This is a genomic window from Bradyrhizobium sp. MOS002, assembly GCF_003020115.1.
GTDB lineage: Bacteria > Pseudomonadota > Alphaproteobacteria > Rhizobiales > Xanthobacteraceae > Bradyrhizobium.
The window spans coordinates 743,505-762,992 of the sequence record NZ_PYFX01000004.1 but is presented as its reverse complement, the minus strand read 5'-3'; the positions used below and the strand labels follow the sequence as shown (position 1 = coordinate 762,992).

The following is a 19,488-nucleotide window of genomic DNA, read 5'->3' as shown; positions in this document are numbered from 1 at the left end:
GAGGCTGGCCGATTCGCATGGTGCCAAGCTGGCGGGTCCGTTAGACCAGCGACGCCAGCGGATTGCAGGTTGCTCAGCGCAGTATCTGGCTCAGGAACAGTTTTGTGCGGGCGTGCTGCGGGGCCGCGAAAAACTCGTTGGGCGTGTTGGCTTCGATGATCTGGCCCGCGTCCATGAACACCACGCGATTGGCGACCTCGCGGGCAAAGCCCATCTCGTGGGTGACCACCAGCATGGTCATGCCCTCGTCGGCGAGGTCGACCATGGTGTCCAACACCTCCTTGACCATTTCGGGGTCGAGCGCCGAGGTCGGCTCGTCGAACAACATCACCTTCGGGTTCATCGTCAGCGCGCGGGCGATCGCGACGCGCTGCTGCTGACCGCCGGACATCTGTCCCGGAAACTTGTTGGCCTGGTGCGGAATCTTGACCCGCTCCAGAAACTTCATCGCCGCCGCCTCGGCGTCCTTCTTGGGAATGTTGCGCACCCAGATCGGTGCCAGCGTGCAATTGTCCAGCACGGACAGGTGCGGAAACAGGTTGAAGCTCTGGAATACCATGCCGACTTCGCGCCGCACCGCGTCGACGTGCTTCAGGTTCGGCCCGAGTTCGATGCCGTCAACGACGATCTCGCCTTCCTGAAACTCCTCGAGCGCGTTGATACAGCGGATCAGCGTCGACTTGCCCGAGCCGGAGGGGCCGCAGATCACGATGCGCTCGCCCTTCTCGACCGCAAGGTCAATGTCGCGCAGCACGTGGAACTCGCCGTACCATTTGTTCAGGCCGGATATCTTGACGATGGGGTCGGACATGGTGGCCTCGATCAGTTGCGGCGGTGAGCGTTGAGGCGGTGCTCGACGAAGAGCGAGTAGCGTGACATTCCAAAGCAGAAGATGAAGTAGATGATCCCGGCGAAGGCGAACCCGGTGAACGCGGTCGATGGCGACGACCATTTCGGATCCGAGAACGACGCCCGCAGCGAGCCCAGCAGATCGAACAGCGCCACGATCGAGACCAGCGAAGTGTCCTTGAACAGCGAGATAAAGCTGTTGACGAGGTTCGGAATGACGTGGCGCAGTGCCTGCGGCAGCACGATCAGCGAGGTCGTCTTCCACCAGGACAGCCCCAATGCCGCGGCCGCCTCGCCCTGCCCGCGCGGGATCGCGGCCAGCCCGCCGCGGACGTTCTCGGCCTGATAGGCGCCCGTAAACAGCGAAATTCCAATCAGCGCGCGCACAAGACCATCAACCGTGAAATTGCCCGGCAGGAACAGTGGCAGCATGTAGGTCGCGAAGAACAGGACGGTGATCAGCGGCACGCCGCGCCAGAACTCGATGAAGGCGATCGAGAAGATCCGGATCAGCGGAATGGTCGAGCGGCGGCCAAGCGCCAGCGCAATGCCGATCGGCAGCGAGGTGACTATGCCGGTGACGGAGACCACCAGCGTCACCAAAAGTCCGCCCCACAGGTTCGTCTGCACGATCGGCAGTCCGCCATGATCGAGCCCCATCAGCTTGATCACGATTGCGATGGCGACGAAGGTGACGATGCTGGACGTCAGGGCCCGCCCGCCGGTGCGGAGGCCGCCGCCAAGAACGAAGGCGATCACGGAGACGACCGCGGCCGTGATGGTGAAATCGGTCCAGACCGACTGGCCCGTCCCCTGCAGTTGGTCACGCAGCCAGGTCAGCGGAAAGATCAGCCAGTAGATCGCGGTACCCACGAGCACGATGACATTGCCGACGACCCACAACAGCGGTGCGGCAGAGGACGCCTTGCCGAGATCGAGCAGAGCCTTCCCGGCGCCGATGATGCTGTCATCGAACAATTGCAGCAGGTCAGCGGTCCAGCTCAGGCCAAATCCCTTGATGCCGCCGCCATGCAGCAGAAAGAATGCGACCACCGGAAACGCGAAGAAGAACAGGCCTGCGTTCAATGCTTTCGACGGCAGCCGCGGAATGAGCAACGGCACCAACAGGACCACTGACAGGACGAGCGTGAGATCGACCCGCCAGCGTTCGGCTTCGGGGTAGAAGCCGTAGATCAGTTGCGGCAGCTTGGCCTGGATGTAGGGCCAGCAGGCACCGACCGCAAAGCCGGCGTTCTCGGCGAGGCAGGCCGTGCGATCCTTGCCGGTCCAGACTGCGTCGACCATCAGGAATTTGACGGAAGGAATGATGGTGAACCACAGCAGCAAGGCGCCGACGATCGTCAGCAGGATGTTGGTCGGCGAGTTGAACAGGCGCGTCCGCACCAGGCCGACGAAGCCCGTGGTCTTCACCGGCGCGGGACGCTCATCGAGAAGATCCTGGCGGACGAAGCTGGACGAGGTGATATCGCTCATGCGCCGAGACTCCGGCTGATGCGCCAACCGTAGACGCTCATGACGGCGCTGGTGATCAGCGAGATCAGGAGATAGACGCCCATCGTCATGGCGATGATCTCGATGGCCTGCCCGGTCTGGCTCAGCGACGTGCCGGCGAACACGGAGACGAGGTCGGGATAGCCGATCGCGACGGCCAGCGACGAATTCTTGGTGAGATTGAGGTACTGGTTGGTCAGCGGTGGAACGATGACGCGCATCGCCTGCGGCACGACGACCAGGCGGAGCGTGGTGCCGCGGCTCAGGCCCAGCGACGATCCCGCCTCCATCTGTCCGCTGTGGACCGAGAGGATGCCCGCGCGCACGATCTCGGCGATGAAGGCGGCCGTATAGGTCGACAAGGCCAACGTGAGCGCCACGAACTCCGGAATGATGCGCGAGCCGCCGGCGAAATTGAAGCCCTTGAGCTGCGGCAACTCGAAGCTGAAAGGCAGACCCGCTACCAGCATGGTGACGAGCGGCAGTCCGAACAGCAGGCCCAGCACATAGGGCCAGATCCGGATCACCTGACCCCGCTGGAACAGCGCCCGGCGCGCATGGATGCGCAGCGCCACCGAACCCACGATGCCGAACGCCAGCACCGCAAGGAACGCCTCGAAGCCGCTCTCGCCGATCGGGCGGGGAATGACGAGACCGCGATTGCTGACGAAGGCGATGCCGAGCAGCGAAATGCTCTGTCGTGGATTGGGCAAGGCCGCGAGCACCGCCAGGTACCAGAACAGGATCTGGAACAGCACCGGCAGGTTGCGGATGATCTCGACATAGATTTCGCCAATGCGCGCGAGCAGCCAGTTGGGCGACAACCGGCACAGCGCGACGATGAAGCCGATCACGGTGGCGAACACGATGCCCACCACCGAGACCACGAGCGTATTGAGGAGCCCGACCAGGAACACGCGCAAGAACGTGTCCGAGCCGGTATAGGAGATCAGCGTCTGATTGACGTCGAAACCGGCGTTGTTCGCGAGGAAGCCGAAGCCGGCGGCAATGTGCTGGTTCTCGAGGTTGGCACGGGCGTTGGAGACGATTTCATAGGCAATCCAGCCCAGGACCGCAGCGAAGGCAAACTGGACGGCGATGCCGTTCCAGCCTGTCTTGCCACCCAGCACGCGCCTGATCTTCAGTGCGATCTGGCGCGGGGGTTTGCGGGCCTCGATGCTCATCGCCGCGAGCGCGGATCAGGCGGGGTCAGCGGATCGGCGGCGCGTACTGGAGCCCACCCTTGTTCCAGAGATTGTTGAGACCCCGATTGATACCAAGCGGCGAGCCCGCGCCGACGTTGCGGTCGAACACTTCGCCGTAATTGCCGACGGCTTTCACGATGCGCACCACCCAGTCCTTGCTCAGGCCGAGCTGTTCACCGAAATTGCCGTCGGTGCCGAGGACGCGCTTCAGCTCAGGATTCTCCTGTTTCGCCTTCTCGTCGACGTTCTTCGCGGTCACGCCGAGCTCTTCGGTGGTGATCATGGCAAACAGCGTCCATTTCACGATGTCGAACCATTGGTCATCGCCGTGGCGCACCATTGGTCCGAGCGGCTCCTTCGAGATGATTTCCGGGAGCACCATGTGATCGCCGGGATTGGCAAGCTTCAGGCGGTTGGCGTACAGGCCCGACTGGTCGGTGGTGAAGACGTCGCAGCGCCCGGCCTCGTAGGCCTTGACCGTTTCGTCGTTGGTGCCGAACGCGATCACCTCGTACTTCATGTTGTTGGCCTTGAAGTAGTCGGCGAGATTCTGCTCGGTTGTGGTGCCGGTCTGGACGCAGACCGAGGCGCTGTTGAGCTCGAGAGCCGAGTTCACCTTGAGCGACTTCTTCACCATGAAGCCCTGCCCGTCATAATAGGTCACACCGGTGAAGTTGGCGCCGAGCGAGGTGTCGCGCGAAATGGTCCAGGTCGTGTTGCGCGACAGCACATCGACTTCGCCGGATTGCAGCGCCGTGAAGCGGTCCTTGGCGGAGAGAGGCACGTACTTGACCTTGGTCGGATCGTTGAAGATCGCCCCGGCGATCGCGCGGCAGACGTCGACATCAAGCCCGGTCCAGTTGCCCTTGTCGTCCGGCGAGGAGAAGCCGGGCAGGCCCTGGCTGACGCCGCAGGACAGCATGCCGCGGTCCTTGACGGTCTTGAGCGTTTGCGCATCGGCGGCTTGGGCTGTCAGGCCGGCGGCGAGAGCGAGAGTGAGAGCCAGGGTTACGCGTTTCATGGGCTTTGGGCCTTTCAAAGTCGTCTCAAGGTCAGGAACGTTGTGTTTGCGATCGTCTCTGCCAGGGCTAGCCGTATCAAGACCACCCCTGCAAGAGTCATGCTGGAAACCTTGCTGATCACCCGCCGATCCCGGGAGGCCCTACCTTAATCCCCGCCGCAAGGCGCCCGCCGTTACGGCTGTGGCGCATGGTCCGGTCAGGCGATGGATCGAAGGTCGCGGCAGGCCCCTCAACATGCGGCGACTGAATAGCACCTGCGATAACAGAACGACTGGCGTGCCGGGTCAAGGGGTTGACGGGACTCTTCTGTGTTCTGTTATTAACGACAGCGGCCTTTCGGCCAGCCCGCGGGCGCAGCGCGCCCGGTGGAAACGCGGTTTTGAAAGCAGACGCATGGATTCCTCACACCCCTCCGAGCAGCAGGCCGAAACCCGGCTGGTCACCTCCGGCCGCGACACCAAGGCGCAGAAGGGGTTCGTCAACCCGCCCGTCTTCCACGGCTCGACCGTGCTCTATCCGACTGCCGAGGACCTGCACGCCCATCGCGGCGAGTTCACCTATGGCCGCCATGGTTCCCCCACCACCAAGGCGTTCCAGGAGACGCTGATGGCGCTGGAGGGGCCGCAATGCGCCGGCGTCGGCATCGTGCCGTCCGGGCTGTCGGCGATCTCGACCACCCTGCTCTCGGTGCTGAAGGCCGGCGACCACATCCTGGTCTGCGACAACGTCTATCGGCCCTCGCGCAATTTCTGCAACGGCATGCTCACCCGCTACGGCGTCGAGACCACCTACTTCGATCCGATGATCGGCGCCGGCATCGACAAGCTGTTCAAGCCGAACACAAGCGCCGTGCTGGTCGAGGCGCCCGGCTCGCAATCGTTCGAGATGCCCGACATCCGCGCCATCGCCGAGGTCGCGCATGCGCACGGCGCGCTCGTCATCGACGACAACACCTGGGCGACGCCGCTCTATCACCGCTCGCTCGAACAGGGCGTCGACATCAGCATGCAGGCCGCCACCAAATATATCGGCGGCCATTCAGACATCATGTTCGGCACCATCTCGGCCAATGCCAAGGCTTGGCCGCAGATCGCCGAAGGCATCCGCCTGCTCGGCGTCTGTGCCGGCCCTGATGACGTCTTCCTCGCGCTGCGCGGCCTGCGCACGCTCTCGGTGCGGTTGGCGCAGCATCATCGTTCGGGGCTCGATATGGCGCGCTGGCTCGCGGCCAGACCCGAAGTCGCGCGCGTCCTGCATCCCGGGCTCGAGACCGATCCAGGTCATGCGATCTGGAAGCGCGACTTCACCGGCGCCTCGGGCCTGTTCAGCATCGTGCTGAAGCCGGCCCCGCAGAAGGCGGTCGATGCCATGCTCAACACGCTCAAACTGTTCGGCATGGGTTTTTCCTGGGGCGGCTTCGAGAGCCTTGCGATTCCCTTCGAATGCGACGGCTATCGCACCGCGACCAAGTGGGCGCCGGGCGGACCTACCCTACGTCTGCACATCGGACTCGAGAGCACCGACGATCTCAAGGCCGATCTCGATCGCGGCTTCGCTGCCCTCAAGGCGGCAATGTGAGCCTGCTCACAAGGCAACGCGCCGCGGGAACGAGCAACCCGCGCAAACGTTAACGCCGATGCGCCAACAAATGGTTTGAACCTCAAGCATTTGGCGCTAGCCTCACCAATCGACTCCAATCCGGACTCGGAGCATGGGAACGTTGGTACTGCTCGATCTGATGGGCGGCGTGGCGCTGTTGCTGTGGGGCCTGCACATGGTCCACAGCGGGATTCTGCGTGCCTTTGGCCCGGACCTGCGACGGCTGCTCGGCAAGGCGCTTGGTAATCGCTTCAACGCATTTGCCGCCGGTCTCGGGCTGACGGCGCTGCTCCAGAGCAGCACCGCGACCGCGCTGCTCACGAGTTCGTTTGCAGCCGAGGGCCTGCTCAGCCTGGTCACCGCGCTCGCCATCATGCTCGGCGCCAATGTCGGCACGACGTTGATCGTGCAGGTGCTGTCGTTCAACATCGCCGCAATTGCGCCGGTCCTGTTCGTGCTCGGACTGGTCGCCTTCCGCGCGGGTCCGCGCTCGCGCATCAAGGACATCGGACGTGTTTTGATCGGTCTCGGACTGATGCTGCTGTCGCTGCACATCCTGCTCGACACATTGGCGCCGGCCGAGAACGCGCCGGGCGTCCGCGTCGTGATGTCCTCCATCACAGGCGATCCCGTTCTGTGCATCGTGATCGCGGCGCTCGTCACCTGGGCGGTCCATTCGAGCGTCGCCAGCGTGCTGCTGATCATGTCCCTCGCCTATTCGCAGTTCATCTCGCCTTACGCCGCGCTCGCGCTGGTGCTTGGCGCCAATCTCGGCAGTGCCATCAATCCCGTGTTCGAAGGCGCCAAGCGTGACGATCCCGCCAGCTATCGGCTGCCGGTGGGCAATCTCGTCAACCGCGTGATCGGGATCGCCCTGGTCCTGCCCTTCCTGGGCCAGATCGCCGAACACATGCACGCCTGGCAGCCCGATCTCGCCAGGATGACGGCGGCGTTTCACATCGCCTTCAACATCGGCACGGCCATCATCTTCATCGGCCTGCTCGACACCATGTCGCGCCTGTTGACCCGACTCCTGCCCGATCGTGTTCAGGAGGCCGATCCGGCCCGGCCGCGCTATCTCGACGAGACCGCGCTGGAATCGCCGTCGCTGGCGCTGGCCGATGCCGGCCGCGAAACCCTGCGCATGGGTGATCTCGTCGAGATCATGCTGCGCAAGGTGATGGCGGCGATGATGAGCGGCGACCGTGCGCTGGTAGACCAGGTCTCGAAGATGGACAACATCGTCGACGGTCTCGACGAAGCCATCAAGCTCTACGTGACCAAACTCATGCGCGGCAGCCTCGACGAGAGCGAGGGCCGGCGCGCCATGGAGATCATCTCCTTCGCCATCAATCTGGAACACATCGGCGACATCATCGACAAGAGCCTGAGCGAGCTCGCGACCAAGAAGATCAAGCGCCGCTTCCAGTTCTCGCCAGAGGGCGCCGAGGAGCTCGCCGCCTTCCACAAGCGCACGATGGATTCGCTCCGCATCGCCTTCGGCGTCTTCATGTCCGGCGACGCCAACGAGGCACGCAAGCTGCTGGTGGAGAAAACGGCGCTACGCAACACCGAGCTTGCTGCCGTCGAGCGCCACCTCGACCGCCTGCGCGAGGGCCGCCCCGAGACCATCGAAACCACATCGCTGCATCTCGACGTGCTGCGGGACCTGCGCCGCATCCACTCGCATATCTGCTCGGTCGCCTATCCCGTGCTCGACGCGGCCGGCGAGCCCCATCGCAGGCACGAGGCGGAGACCGCCGCCCTGCCCGCAACAGGCGCGGCGTCGGCGCTGCCGCGCTAGCGTGGATTAGCGCTCCAGCGTCTTCGAGCCGCGGCTGCGGTTCTTCACGATCAGCATGATATTGCGGATATAGATGATGGTCGCGAGCGCCTGGCCGAGGATGATGACAGGTTCGCGCTTGACGACGCCGTAGACCAGCGTCATCAGCCCGCCGCCCATGGAGCAGAACCAGAACGCCATCGGCACCACGCTGTTGCCGGCGCGCTCGCTCGCGATCCACTGCACCAGGAAGCGCGCCGTGAAGAACAGCTGCGCGACGAGTCCGAACGCCAGCCAGAAGTCGAACTTGGCCACGAAGACGTCGTAGAAATAGTTGCTCAGCGCCTGACCGTATTGGATGATCATGCCTTCACCTCAGTCACATCCGGCGTCGGCTTCTTGCGGCGGATCAGCCACCACACGCCCACGAGATCCATGATGCCGATCCACAGCCGGTCGAAGAAACCGTAGTTTGACACGCCGGAGCGGCGCGGCCGGTCGATCACGTCGACATAGGCGATCTCGTAGCCCTCGCGGCGCACCAGCGCAGGCAGGAAGCGATGCAGCCCGTCGAAATAGGGCATCATCAGGAACACCTCGCGCCGAAACGCCTTCAGGCCGCAGCCGGTGTCGCGCGTACCGTCCTTCAGGATCGCGTTGCGGACGCCGTTGGCGACGCGCGACTGGAATTTCTTGAAGCCGGTATCCTTGCGGCCGACGCGTTGTCCGGCGGCAAGTCCGACCTTGCTTCCGTTCTCGACCGCCGCGATCAGGTCCGGCAGGAAAGCCGGATTGTTCTGGCCGTCGCCGTCGAGCGTCGCCACGATCGCGCCGCGTGCCGCACGCACGCCGCTGCGCACGGCCGCGGATTGACCGCCTGATTTGGCATGGCGCAGCTGGCGCAGATTGTCCCGCTGCTTCATGACCGCGCCGAGCCGTTCGCCGGTCGCGTCGGTCGAGCCGTCATTGACGTAGATGATCTCATAGGCCCAGCGGCCGTCGAGCGCCGCGCCGATCTCCTCGATCAGCGGCACGATGTTGTCGGCTTCGTTGCGCACGGGAACGACGATGGAAACCGAGGGCTGGGACGACAAATCGAAGCTCGTGGTTGGAATTGGCTTGGCTCGGCTCGGGAACCGGCGGTCCCGGCAGGCAGCCGCTTTTATGGGGCGGATGCCCCGTGGGCAACCCTTTTGAGGCGGCCCGAGACCGCCCCTGCAAGAGGCACAATGGTGCCGTCGGCACGGATGGCAAAGCCGAGCCTGCGGGCCGCAAACCAGTAGCGCACCGCCATGGCGCCGACCATGCCGACCAGGGCGCCGGCCACCACGTCGCTCGGGTGGTGCGCGAGCAGCACCAGTCGCGTCAGCAGGATCACGATCGCGTAAGTGAACATGAACACGCGCAGGCGCGGCCATAGCGCCGAGACCGCAAACGCCAGCGCGAACGCTGTCACCGCATGACCCGACGGCAGACTGGCATAGGCCCCCGTCCCCTCGAACGGCACGAAGTTGAACGGATTGGCCTTGCCGCCGACGAACGGACGTCCTCGACCGATGAGATATTTCAGGATCTCGGCGACGAATATCGGCACGGCAACAGACAGAAACATGAACTGCAGTCGCGTGCCGAGGCCTAGCAGCAATGCGCGGCTTGTGCCGTGCAATCCCGCCGCAACCAGCGCCAGCACCACCAGCACGGCCCCGAGCACCGAGAGCACATACTCATCCTTGCCGAAATCGGTGAGGATGCGGATCGGCCACAGGCCCGGCGTGCCGCGCGCCGGCATCAGCTGGATCTCGGTCAGGTCGAACACGACCATCAGCGCGATGACCAGGGCTGCACCTGCCGCACTGAGCCACAGCGAATGCCGTGCCAGCTTTCGCGCTGCCTCGGCGCGGCGCGAATGCGAGGGCGTGCGCACAAGCTGTGCCAGGGCGCGCCTCGACAGGGCGAGCAATTGCGCGGGATAGCTCGCGCGCGGCGCGATGTCGGTTGGCGCCGACATCCTACTCGGTGCCTTCCGAGCGGAAGATCGAGATCGAGATCGCGCGCCCCTGCGAGAAATTATAACCGTCGATGCGCGTGCCAACCTTGTAGCGCAGCCCGATCGCCTCGGCGCGCTGCACGAAGCCGCGCTCCGAACGCTGCTCGATCAGTGCGAAACGGCAGCTCCCCTGCCGCAGGAAATCCGCCGCGCCCGAACCGTCGGTGAGCAGCGTCTGCGTGCCGGTCAGGAAGACGAGGCTCGGCTCGTGATAGCCGGCCGCGGCAGCCTTCGGCCCGACGCAGGCGACGTTGCGAAGCGCACGTGCGACCTCGATGCTGGGAAACACCGGCGTCAGCGACGGCAGCACGATGCCGTAGACCACGACCGCCAGCATCAGGGCTGCGACCAGGGCGTTGAGCAGGGAGCGCTCGGCGTGGTTGTTGTCGTGAAGCCACCAGGCGAACAGGCCGAAGATCAGCGAGGCCGCGATGAACGGCCAGGCCACGAAGGCCGGTTGCCGCGTCAGCATCACGGCGCCGACGACGGCGATGATCGAGCCGCCCACGGGGATCGCGAACCACCAGGCCGAGCCGCGCATCAGCCAGGACCAGGACAGCACGCGCCGCTCCAGCGCGCCCGCGGTGAGGATCGCGATCGCAGGGTACAGCGGCAGCACGTAATGCGGCAGCTTGGTCAGCACCACCTCGAACACGATCCAGGACGGAACCAGCCAGGCCAGCAGGAACTGCGCGCCGGGCTCGCGCCGCGCGCGCCAGACCGCGGGGGCGGCCATCGCCGCGAGCGGCGCGCCGGGCCAGAACGTGATCCAGAACAGCACCAGGTACAGTCCGGGCGGCGCGCCGTGGGATTCCTGGGCACCCAACTTGCTGAGCATGTCGCCGCCGACGGAATCGGCGAAGAAAGCATCGCCCGCGCGCCAGAAGATCGCGACGAACCAGGGCAGCACCAGCACCAGCATCCACATCAGGCCCCAGAGCGGGCGCAGCTTCCATAGCCAGGAGGCATCGCGATCCTGGATCGCGAGCGCGACGATGGTCAGGCCTGCGAACATCAGGATCAGCGGGCCCTTGATCAGGATGCCCAGAGCGAGAGCCGTCCAGAAGATCGCGGGCCAGCTCCACGGCGGATGAGTCTCGTCCTCGGCGCGCTGCCAGGACAGATAAGCCCGCGCCATCGCGCCCATCGCGGCGACCACGCAGAACAGCAGCATCGCATCGGTCTTCGCAAGCCGCGCCTCGACGCCGAGCAGCACGGAGGCGCACATCAGAAGCGCAGCAAGCACCGCGGCGCGCCGCGTGACGAAGCCGAGCGCCGCCCAATAGGTCATGAGCACGGCGCCGATCGCGCCGATCAGCGAGGGGAGCCGATAGACCCAGATGCGCAATTCGGCCCGCGGCAGACCGAGCGCTGATGCCGTCTCGACCGCGGCCGATTGCAGCCAATAGATGCCGACCGGCTTCTTGTAGCGGACGTCCTCCTGGAAGCGGATGTCGACATAATCGCCGCTCTCGACCATCTGCTTGGTCGCCTGCGCAAAGCGCGCCTCGTCGCGGTCAACCGGCGGAATCGTGAAGAAGCCCGGCAGGAAGAGCAGCAGCGCGCACAGCAGCAGGAAGGCAACGGCGCGGACGTGGTTGGCCGTGGCGATGTCGAACATGGACACGAGCCGGCTGCCCGGATTCACCGGGGATTTCGGCTCGCGAGGAGCTCCAAAACGGGGTGCTGGGTAGGTTTCGGCCATCGGTTCCGCTTACGCTGAAACCGCCATCGCCACAACCGCTTGGGGCAGTGTCATTGAATTCGAATGACAACTGTGTCCGCGGCGCCCGTGGCATCGATGACGGTCAGCCGCGCGAAGCCCGGACCGGGCGGATCGATCAGCCGCTGGCGCCGTCCGTCGATCTCGCCCTGCGCCGTTCCGTTAACCATGACGGTCATGGGCAGGATGCCGCCGGCGACCTTGACCGGCATGGCTGCGCCCCCCACGCCACCCGAGCGATCGACGTCGATCCGCGAGCCGTTCAGCGGGAACTGGATGTGCAGGGCCTGTTCGCCTCCAGTCCGCACCAGATCCCCGACCGGGCGGAACCGCTTCAAGGGCAACGGCAGCTTGGCGTTGCTGGCAATCAGGGTTCCCTTCGGTGGCTTCGGCAACGGGAGGAGCGTCTTGCCGGTCCGGGCGAAGGCGTCGAACAGGATCGGCGCGGCGGCGACGCGCCCGATCAGGCCCGGAACCGGCGCGCCGTCGGGGCGGCCGACCCAGACGCCGATGGTCATGCGCCCGTCGAAGCCCATCGACCAGGCGTCGCGGTAGCCGTAGGAGGTGCCGGTCTTGAAGGCGATGCGGTTGTGAGCCGCGTTCTCCGGCGGCGGAGTGCCGAGCAGCACATTGCCGACCTGCCAGGCCGCGACCTGATCGAGTAGCCGCAGCGGCTCGCGGTCGTCCCTGTCGGTCATGATCTCGCGCAGCGGCCTGGTGGTGCCGAGCCGGGCGAAGCCCGCATAGAGCTGAGCGAGGTCCTGTAGCGTGACGCCTACGCCGCCAAGGCCCATGGCAAGTCCCGGCGCCTCGTCCTTGGGCAGCACCAGATTGCCACCGGCCTGGCGCAGCCGCGAGGCCAGCCGGCTCGCGCCGACGCGGTCGAGCAGCACGATCGCGGGCACGTTCAGCGACAACTGCAGCGCCTTCTTCACCGGCACGGTGCCCTGAAACGTCATGTCGAAATTTTCCGGCGCGTAGGAGCCGAACCGTACGGGCCGATCGTCGATCAGACTGTCGGGATGAACAAAACCGTCCTCAAAGGCGAGCCCGTAGATGAACGGTTTCAGCGTCGATCCCGGCGAGCGGATGGCGCGGGTCATGTCGACCTGCCCTGCCCGGCCCTCGTCGAAATAATCCGCAGAGCCTACGCGCGCGAGCACGTCGCCGCTCTCATTGTCGACGACGATGATGCCGACCGAGATGTTTGGGCCCAACGCAATGGCACGATCGCGCGCCAGCGGCTCCAGCACCTTCTGGAGGTTGGCATCGAGCGTCAGCTTGATGACGGGCGTATCCTTGACCGTCGCGAGCGCCGCATCGGAGGCATGCGGCGCGAGGATCGGCATCGGCTTGCGCAGTTTCGGTACGGGAACGGCTTTGGCCTGCTTCGCATCATCAAGGCTGATCTGTTGCTCCTCGACCATGCGGTCGAGCACGCGGTCACGCGCTCTGCGCGCCGCATCGGGATAGCGATCGAGCCTGCGGGTCTCCGGCGATTGCGGCAGCGCGACCAGCAACGCGGCTTCAGCCAGCGACAACCGCTTCGGCTCCTTGCCGAGATAGGCGATCGAGGCGGCGCGAATACCCTCGAGGTTGCCGCCGTAAGGCGCGAGCGCGAGATAGAGATCGAGAATCTGCTCCTTGCTCAAGCTGCGCTCGATCTCGATCGCACGTACCATCTGCCGCAGCTTTGCGTAGAGCGAGCGCAGCCGCCGCGGCTCCATCAGCCGTGCGAGCTGCATCGAGATGGTCGAGCCGCCCGAGACGATGTGGCCGCGCGTTCCAAGCTGAAACGCAGCGCGCCCCAGCGCCAGCGGGTCGATGCCGTCGTGTGCGTAGAAGCGCTGGTCCTCATAGGCGAGCAGCAGTTTGAGATAGGTCGGATCAACGTTCGCCTTTGTCTCGACCGGCAGCCGCCAGCGCCCGTCCGTCATCGCATAGGCGCGCAGCAGCGCGCCGTTGCGATCGACGATGGTGGTGGAGACCTGACGGGCTTCGTCGAAAGGCAGCGGGCCGAGGGAATAGACCCAGGCGACGAAGCCGGAGATGGCGAGGATGAGCATGAGTGCCGCGGCAGAGAGGACACGAAAGCCCCTGCCCTTCGCTCCGTCATGGCCGGGCCTGTCCCGGCCATCCACATTCTTGCTCGCGGCAACCAAGTCCGTGGATGCCCGGGACATCTGCGCGAAGACGCGCCTCGCGCTTTTGCCCGGGCATGACGACTGAGTATGAGGCGTCACCTCGCTCATCACTTCGCCGCCCGCACCTCGACGGTGCCCGTCCCGGTGCGGCCGTAGCGCGAGGGATTGTACATGTCCTCGACATAGGCCTGCGGCAGCACGTATTTGCCGGGCGAGACCACACGCACGACATAGGCCACCGTGAAGACCGCCTTGGAATCCGAGGCCCGGTCGACGGCCGCCGTGAAGCGGTCATCGCGGAACTCGGTATCCTCGGGCTCTTCGCCATCCTCGATCCAGCCCAGCGTGCCGCTGTCACCCGACGACACCAGTTTTGGATTGTCGATCTCCAGGCCGGCCGGCAGATAGTCGGACACCATGATGTGGCCGTACTCGGGCTTGGCCTCGGTGATCTTCAGCACCACGGCGAAGCGGTCGTTCTGCTTGACCTTGCTGATATCGGCAGGCTTGCCGTCGAGCGTGAAGAAACTGCGCTCGATCTTGAAGCCGTTTGATGCCGCGGGCTCCGGCGTCACCGGCGAACCCGACACCGAGACCACCGCCTGCACCGGCGCATCTCCGGTGTTGGTGATCTTCAACGGCTTGCCCTCCAAGGTCACGGCCTTGTAGCTGCGGTACAGCGCGGTCTTGACCGGCTGGCCGTCGACCTCCATCGACAGGTTCTCCTTGGCGAGCGCGCGCGCCGCCAGCACCAGCCACGCATTCTCCTGTGTGGAGGTGTAGGGCGTCAGCCCGCGCGCAGTCTCGACCCGCGACACCGCCTGCGTCAGCGTCGCTTTCGGGGCATTGCCCTCACTGGCAAGCGACACAAGGGCTGCGGCGTCGCGAAGCTGCGAGCCGTAGTCGGTACGACCGAACTCCAGCACCGGTTTTGGCGCGAGACTGTCGAGCGCTGCGCCATAGACCCGCTCCGCGCGGTTGCGGTCGCCGACCAGCGCGAGCGCAGCCGCGAGCTGCGACTTCGCGATTGGGGTCGCGAGGTTGCTCAGCTTGGTGTCGGCGAGATAGCGGAGGTCGCCGATCGGAGCAGCGCCATTGCGCGCCAGCACGTAGAGGCCGTAAGCGAGATCGCGGCCGCCGTCCTTCTCAGGCTCGTTGCCGTTGACGACGGAGTTGCGGATACGATCCAGCGCGGTCTTGAACAGCACGTCCGGCACCACAAATCCCTTCTCGCGGGCGCGGGTCAAGAAGTCCGTCACATACGCGTCGAGCCAGGCATCGTCACCGCCCGCCGACCACAGGCCGAACGAGCCGTTCGAGCCCTGGCGCGCCAAGAGCCGCTCGATGGCGTCGCGGATACGCTGGTCGACCTCGGTGTCCAAGGCCAGATGCGCGCCGGCCGCGAGCTCGTTGACATAGAGCAACGGCATGGCGCGGCTGGTGATCTGCTCCGAGCAGCCATAGGGATAGCGGTCGAGCGCTTTGAGGATCGTCGCCGCATCGAGCGCAGTCGACAGGCTGGCCGAGACCGAGACGCTGCCGGTGCCCGGCACGAGATCGGCGAACATATCCGAGGTCAACGTCAGGCTCTCGCCCTTCGCCAGCGTCCGGATCGAGCGCCGCGCCAGGACTTGCGTCGCCGCCTTGACGTCGAGCGCATAGTGCCGCGCCAGCGCCAGGCCGTTCGGTCCCTTGATGTCGACGTCGAACGTCGCCTGCCCCGCCGCCGTCGCGTCGACGGCGAGTGAGAAGGAGTTGCGCTGTTTGGCGGCAAGCTTGACCGTGGTTGCGGGATTGCCGGTCATCTTCACCGGACCGCCGGTCTTCACGTTGATGACGTAATCGCCGGCCTGCCCCTCGACATTGTCGATCTCGAGATTGACCGTGCCGTGGTCGCCGTTGAGCAGGAAGCGCGGCAGGGTCGTGGTCAGCACGACAGGATCGCGGATCACCACATCCGTATTGGCGCGGCCGAGCTTTGTCGCGGTCCACGCCACCGTCATTACGCGCGCGGTGCCGGCGAACTCTGGAATGTCGAAGCTCACTTCGGCGGTACCGTCGGCGGCAACGGTGACGATGCCCGAATAGAGCGCGAGCGGCTTTTGCGCGGGCGGCGAGCCCTGGAGCTCGGCGGCACCGGCGTCGCCGCCGGACTTGATCTGCCCGCGCGTGCCCGACATGCCGTCGATGAGTTGCCCATAGAGATCGCGGATCTCCGCGCTCAGGCGGCGCTGGCCGAGATAATAATCGTCCGGTGCCGGCGGCTTGTAATTGGTGAGGTTGAGGATGCCGACGTCGACCGCGGCGATGACGATCTTGGCGTCTTCGCCCGGATTGAGCCCATCGAGCTTCACCGGGACCTTCAACATCGCATTCGGCCGGATCAGTGCTGGCGGCGTCAGCTTCACTTGTAGCGTGCGGGTCTGCTTGTCGATGCCGAACCATTTCAGTCCGATCGCCCGGCCCGGCATGCGTTGCGCGGCCGCATCGAGCGGACGGCGCAGCGTCGCCACCACATAGGCGCCGGTGCCCCAGTCCTTGCCGACCGGGAGCTTCACCTGCGCGGTTCCTTCCTTGACGTCGATGGTCTGCGTCGTCAGCAGGCGATCGCCGAGCACGTTGACGGTCAGCTTGCCGGCGCTGCGGACATTGACCGACACGGTCATCGTGTCGCCCGAGGCGTATTGCGGCTTGTCGATCGAGGTCTCCAGCAGGTCCGGCGTGTCGGCGCTGCCGTCGGAATACCAGCCGACGTCGAACTGCACCGAGGTCACCGGGCCGTCGGCGTCGTTCGACTTCACGTCCAACCGATAGCGGCCGGGCTGTGGGGTCAGCGAAATCCGCGACGGCTTGTCCGCGGCGACGGTCACGTCGCCGTCAGAGACGCGCGAGGTCGATTTGACCGGCTCGTACTCCCAGTAATTGCTCTGGCGATACCATTGGTAGCGCGACTCCATCTTCAGGAGCTCGTAGCGCAGGCCGTCACGGCGAAGCCTCTCACCCTCGGGCGAGACGAACACGACATCGAACTCGGCCTTGTCGCCCTCGGCGACGTTCTTGTCGCCAAACAGCGGCTTGATGCCGATCATGGCGGCAGCAGGCGCGACCGGCAGCACGATCTTACGCTCCACGGCGCGGCCGCCAGTCTCGACCATGCGGACGAAGATCTGCGCCTCCTGCGGTCGCGTCGAGGCCGGCTGCTTGTCGAGCGTGACCGGGAAGGTCGCAACGCCGTTGGCGTCAGCTTCCGGCAGGTTTTCCAGCGGCGTGCGCTCGTTCGAGGTGGTCTCCTCGTCGGCGACGCCGAACTGGTAACCGGCGAAACCCGGCCGCTCGGACGCGGGCGCGACCAGCATATCGCCTTCGAGCGCCAGGCCCGAGGCCGGCGCGCCATAGAGGAAATGCCCGTCCGCCTTAAGCTCTACTGGAGCGTTAGCTTTGATCAGCTTGTCCTTGGCAGACAAGTCGAATTCGATCCGATCAGGGACGTAGTCCTCGACCATGAAAGTGGTCTCGCCGACCGAAGAGCCCTTCGGATCGGTGAAGGCGCGCACCCGCCAGGTCCCGGTCGGGACGGCCGAGTTGAGCGGCACAGACAAGGTGCGCCCGCCGGCGCCCTGGTCGGCCAGCACGGCGCGGCGGTATTCGACGCCATCGGGACGCTCGATCACCAGGGTCATCGGCCCACCGGTGACGGCGTTGCCCTGCCCGTCGCGCAGCAGCGCGGTGACATAGACGGTCTCGCTCGAGCGATAGACGCCACGCTCGGCATAGACGAAGGCGTCGGCGCCCGCAGGCACGGCCCTGCCCGAAACGCCGCGGTCCGAAAGATCGAAGGCGGAGGACTTGAGGCTGAGGAAGGCGTAGTCGGCCTTCTCGCCGGTCACGGTGAGCATCGCCGGCGACAAGCCGCCCTCGCCGCGCGCAAGCCCCGCCTCGAACAGCAAATGGCCGCTCTCATCGGTCTTGCGGGTGGCCAGGATCTCGTTGTTGCGCGCGACCAGGCGCACCTCGGCTTTGCCGACCGGATCGGTCGAGGCCAGCGAATTCACGAAGACATGGATACCGTCATTGCCGGAATAGGCGGTGACGCCGAGATCGGAGACGATGAACCATTGGGTGGCGAGCTGGTAGTCGTCGTCCGAGCCCGGCCCCTTGGCCGCGGCCGTCATTACATAGACGCCGGGCTGGAGTTCGCCGAGCGCCTGGTCGACCGGGAATGCGGTGGTGACGTCCTGGTTCAGCGTCATCGCGGTCGCAAGCTCTCCGGTCCAGACCTTCACGCCGCGTTCGCCGCCGAGATCGCTGAGCTGGTATTTCGACAGCGTCTTCTGGAAATCGCTGTCGACCACGGTGTTGATCAAATTGCGGTCGCCGATCCGGAACACATTGATGTTAACGGCTGGCGTGTTGACGCTGACGACGGGAATGCCGCGCTGGCCCGTCCTCGGCAGCACATAGGCGCGACTGGTGAAGCGCACGAAGGGCTTGCGGTCGCGCACATAGACGTTGAACTCGGCCGATTTCGGCAGGCCCTCCTTCACGGTGGACGGCAAGCCGGCGCGCAAATTGATGTTGTACCGCTCGCCATGCTTCAGCCCGTCGACGCAGAGCTGCTTGCCCTCGGCCGACAGGGCAGGCTTGTCCTGGCCCGCCAGCGCGAGGTACGGCGCGAAATCGGTGCGTTTTGCCAGCTCCTCCGAGAACTGGAAGCAGGCGCGCGGACTGGCGGAGTCCGAGTCGACGGTGTAGTCGAGCAGCCGAAACCCGTGCTCGTCGCGCATCTTCTCATATTGGCCGCGGACGTCGGCGACCTCGCGCATGTCGAGCGACAGCCGCAGCGCATCCAGCGCCGGCCGCCACAGCTTGCGTTCGGACAGCGACTTGCCGAGCACCGCGAGCGCGTCGGCCTCCTCGCCCGCATTACCCGCGCGCTGGTAGGCGATGTATGCAGCCGTCGAGGCGCGCTCCAGCAGGAAGGTCTGCTCGCTCGAGCTCTTCGGCGATATCTGGAAGATGACTTTCGCCAGGCGCAGCCAGTTGCCGGCGTCTTCCGGTGCGGTCGCCGCGATCTGGCCGAGCACCGACAGGCCGGTGCGATAGTCGTTGCGCCGGAAGGCGGCGTCAGCGTCGGTGCGCAAGCTCGCGCCGGTCTTGGCGACCGGTCCCGCCTCGCCCTTGATCTGCGCCTCCAGCTTGATCGCGGAATCGGCGAGATCGTCGCGCTTGAAGGCTTTGTCGGCGGCCTGCGCTACGCTAAGGCCGAACGCGAGCGTGGCGCAGAGTGTGACGGCGCGAACAAGACCGATCATGGATGGACTCCCGGAAATCGCGGACGAACGCCGCTTGTCGCATGAAATGCGCGGAAAGGTGACGGACTCAAGGCGATGGAACCAAAGGTGCAGACCGTCGCATTCGCCATGACAAGGCACGCCCAGAGGAGACCGATCAAGCTACCGCTACGCACGCCGTCCTGATGGCGCAGCAATACCCGACCAGTCGACCGGCGGCCGTGTCCCGGAAGCTGGCCAGCGTTCCCGGCGATGTGATCCATCGTCCAGTCCGCTGCCGCTCAACCCGGCACCCTGACACCCCACCGTTCCG

The 19,488-nt window shown here is 65.4% G+C and carries 12 protein-coding genes; 2 read left to right on the top strand and 10 right to left on the bottom strand.

From position 1 onward, the window contains the following. Positions 1-73: 73 nt before the first annotated feature. The 4 genes from C7G41_RS16665 to C7G41_RS16650 are packed head-to-tail and all read right to left on the bottom strand — an operon-like array spanning position 74 to position 4,587. On the bottom strand, positions 74-811 hold the full coding sequence (locus tag C7G41_RS16665) for an amino acid ABC transporter ATP-binding protein (RefSeq protein ID WP_106943547.1): 738 nt from the start codon (positions 809-811) through the stop codon (positions 74-76). A gap of 11 nt (positions 812-822) precedes the next feature. After that, positions 823-2,343 carry an amino acid ABC transporter permease gene (locus C7G41_RS16660; protein ID WP_106943546.1) on the bottom strand — a complete coding sequence of 507 codons (1,521 nt, stop codon included), beginning with the start codon at positions 2,341-2,343 and terminating at the stop codon, positions 823-825. Next, on the bottom strand, positions 2,340-3,545 hold the full coding sequence (locus C7G41_RS16655) for an amino acid ABC transporter permease (protein ID WP_106943545.1): 1,206 nt from the start codon (positions 3,543-3,545) through the stop codon (positions 2,340-2,342). Before C7G41_RS16655 ends, C7G41_RS16660 begins: the two co-directional genes overlap by 4 nt. Positions 3,546-3,570: 25 nt before the next feature. Continuing rightward, positions 3,571-4,587: an amino acid ABC transporter substrate-binding protein gene (locus C7G41_RS16650; RefSeq protein ID WP_106943544.1), complete on the bottom strand. Its 1,017-nt coding sequence runs from the start codon at positions 4,585-4,587 to the stop codon at positions 3,571-3,573. A gap of 394 nt (positions 4,588-4,981) precedes the next feature. On the opposite strand from C7G41_RS16650, the gene metC reads away from it, so the two are divergent. Both metC and C7G41_RS16640 read left to right on the top strand, forming a co-directional pair. Next, positions 4,982-6,166, top strand: coding sequence for a cystathionine beta-lyase (metC, locus tag C7G41_RS16645; protein WP_106943543.1), 1,185 nt, complete (start codon positions 4,982-4,984; stop codon positions 6,164-6,166). 133 nt (positions 6,167-6,299) lie between these two features. Next, positions 6,300-7,991: a Na/Pi cotransporter family protein gene (locus tag C7G41_RS16640; RefSeq protein WP_106943542.1), complete on the top strand. Its 1,692-nt coding sequence runs from the start codon at positions 6,300-6,302 to the stop codon at positions 7,989-7,991. A gap of 6 nt (positions 7,992-7,997) precedes the next feature. Here C7G41_RS16640 and C7G41_RS16635 read toward each other — a convergent pair whose 3' ends face one another. The 6 genes from C7G41_RS16635 to C7G41_RS16610 form a co-directional block, all read right to left on the bottom strand. Beyond that, positions 7,998-8,336 carry a lipid-A-disaccharide synthase N-terminal domain-containing protein gene (locus tag C7G41_RS16635; RefSeq protein WP_106943541.1) on the bottom strand — a complete coding sequence of 113 codons (339 nt, stop codon included), beginning with the start codon at positions 8,334-8,336 and terminating at the stop codon, positions 7,998-8,000. Beyond that, positions 8,333-9,064, bottom strand: coding sequence for a glycosyltransferase family 2 protein (locus tag C7G41_RS16630; protein ID WP_106943540.1), 732 nt, complete (start codon positions 9,062-9,064; stop codon positions 8,333-8,335). Before C7G41_RS16630 ends, C7G41_RS16635 begins: the two co-directional genes overlap by 4 nt. Before the next feature lie 68 nt (positions 9,065-9,132). After that, positions 9,133-9,978, bottom strand: coding sequence for a phosphatase PAP2 family protein (locus C7G41_RS16625; protein WP_106943539.1), 846 nt, complete (start codon positions 9,976-9,978; stop codon positions 9,133-9,135). Between the two features lies 1 nt (position 9,979). Next, the gene (locus C7G41_RS16620) at positions 9,980-11,722 is read right to left on the bottom strand and encodes a glycosyltransferase family 39 protein (RefSeq protein WP_106943538.1); all 1,743 of its coding nucleotides are present in this window, start codon (positions 11,720-11,722) and stop codon (positions 9,980-9,982) included. Positions 11,723-11,772: 50 nt separating this feature from the next. Then, positions 11,773-13,923, bottom strand: coding sequence for a penicillin-binding protein 1C (gene pbpC, locus C7G41_RS16615; RefSeq protein WP_245446554.1), 2,151 nt, complete (start codon positions 13,921-13,923; stop codon positions 11,773-11,775). A 68-nt stretch (positions 13,924-13,991) separates the two neighbouring features. Further along, positions 13,992-19,196, bottom strand: a complete 5,205-nt coding sequence (locus tag C7G41_RS16610; protein WP_106943537.1) for an alpha-2-macroglobulin — start codon at positions 19,194-19,196, stop codon at positions 13,992-13,994. Positions 19,197-19,488: the final 292 nt, after the last annotated feature.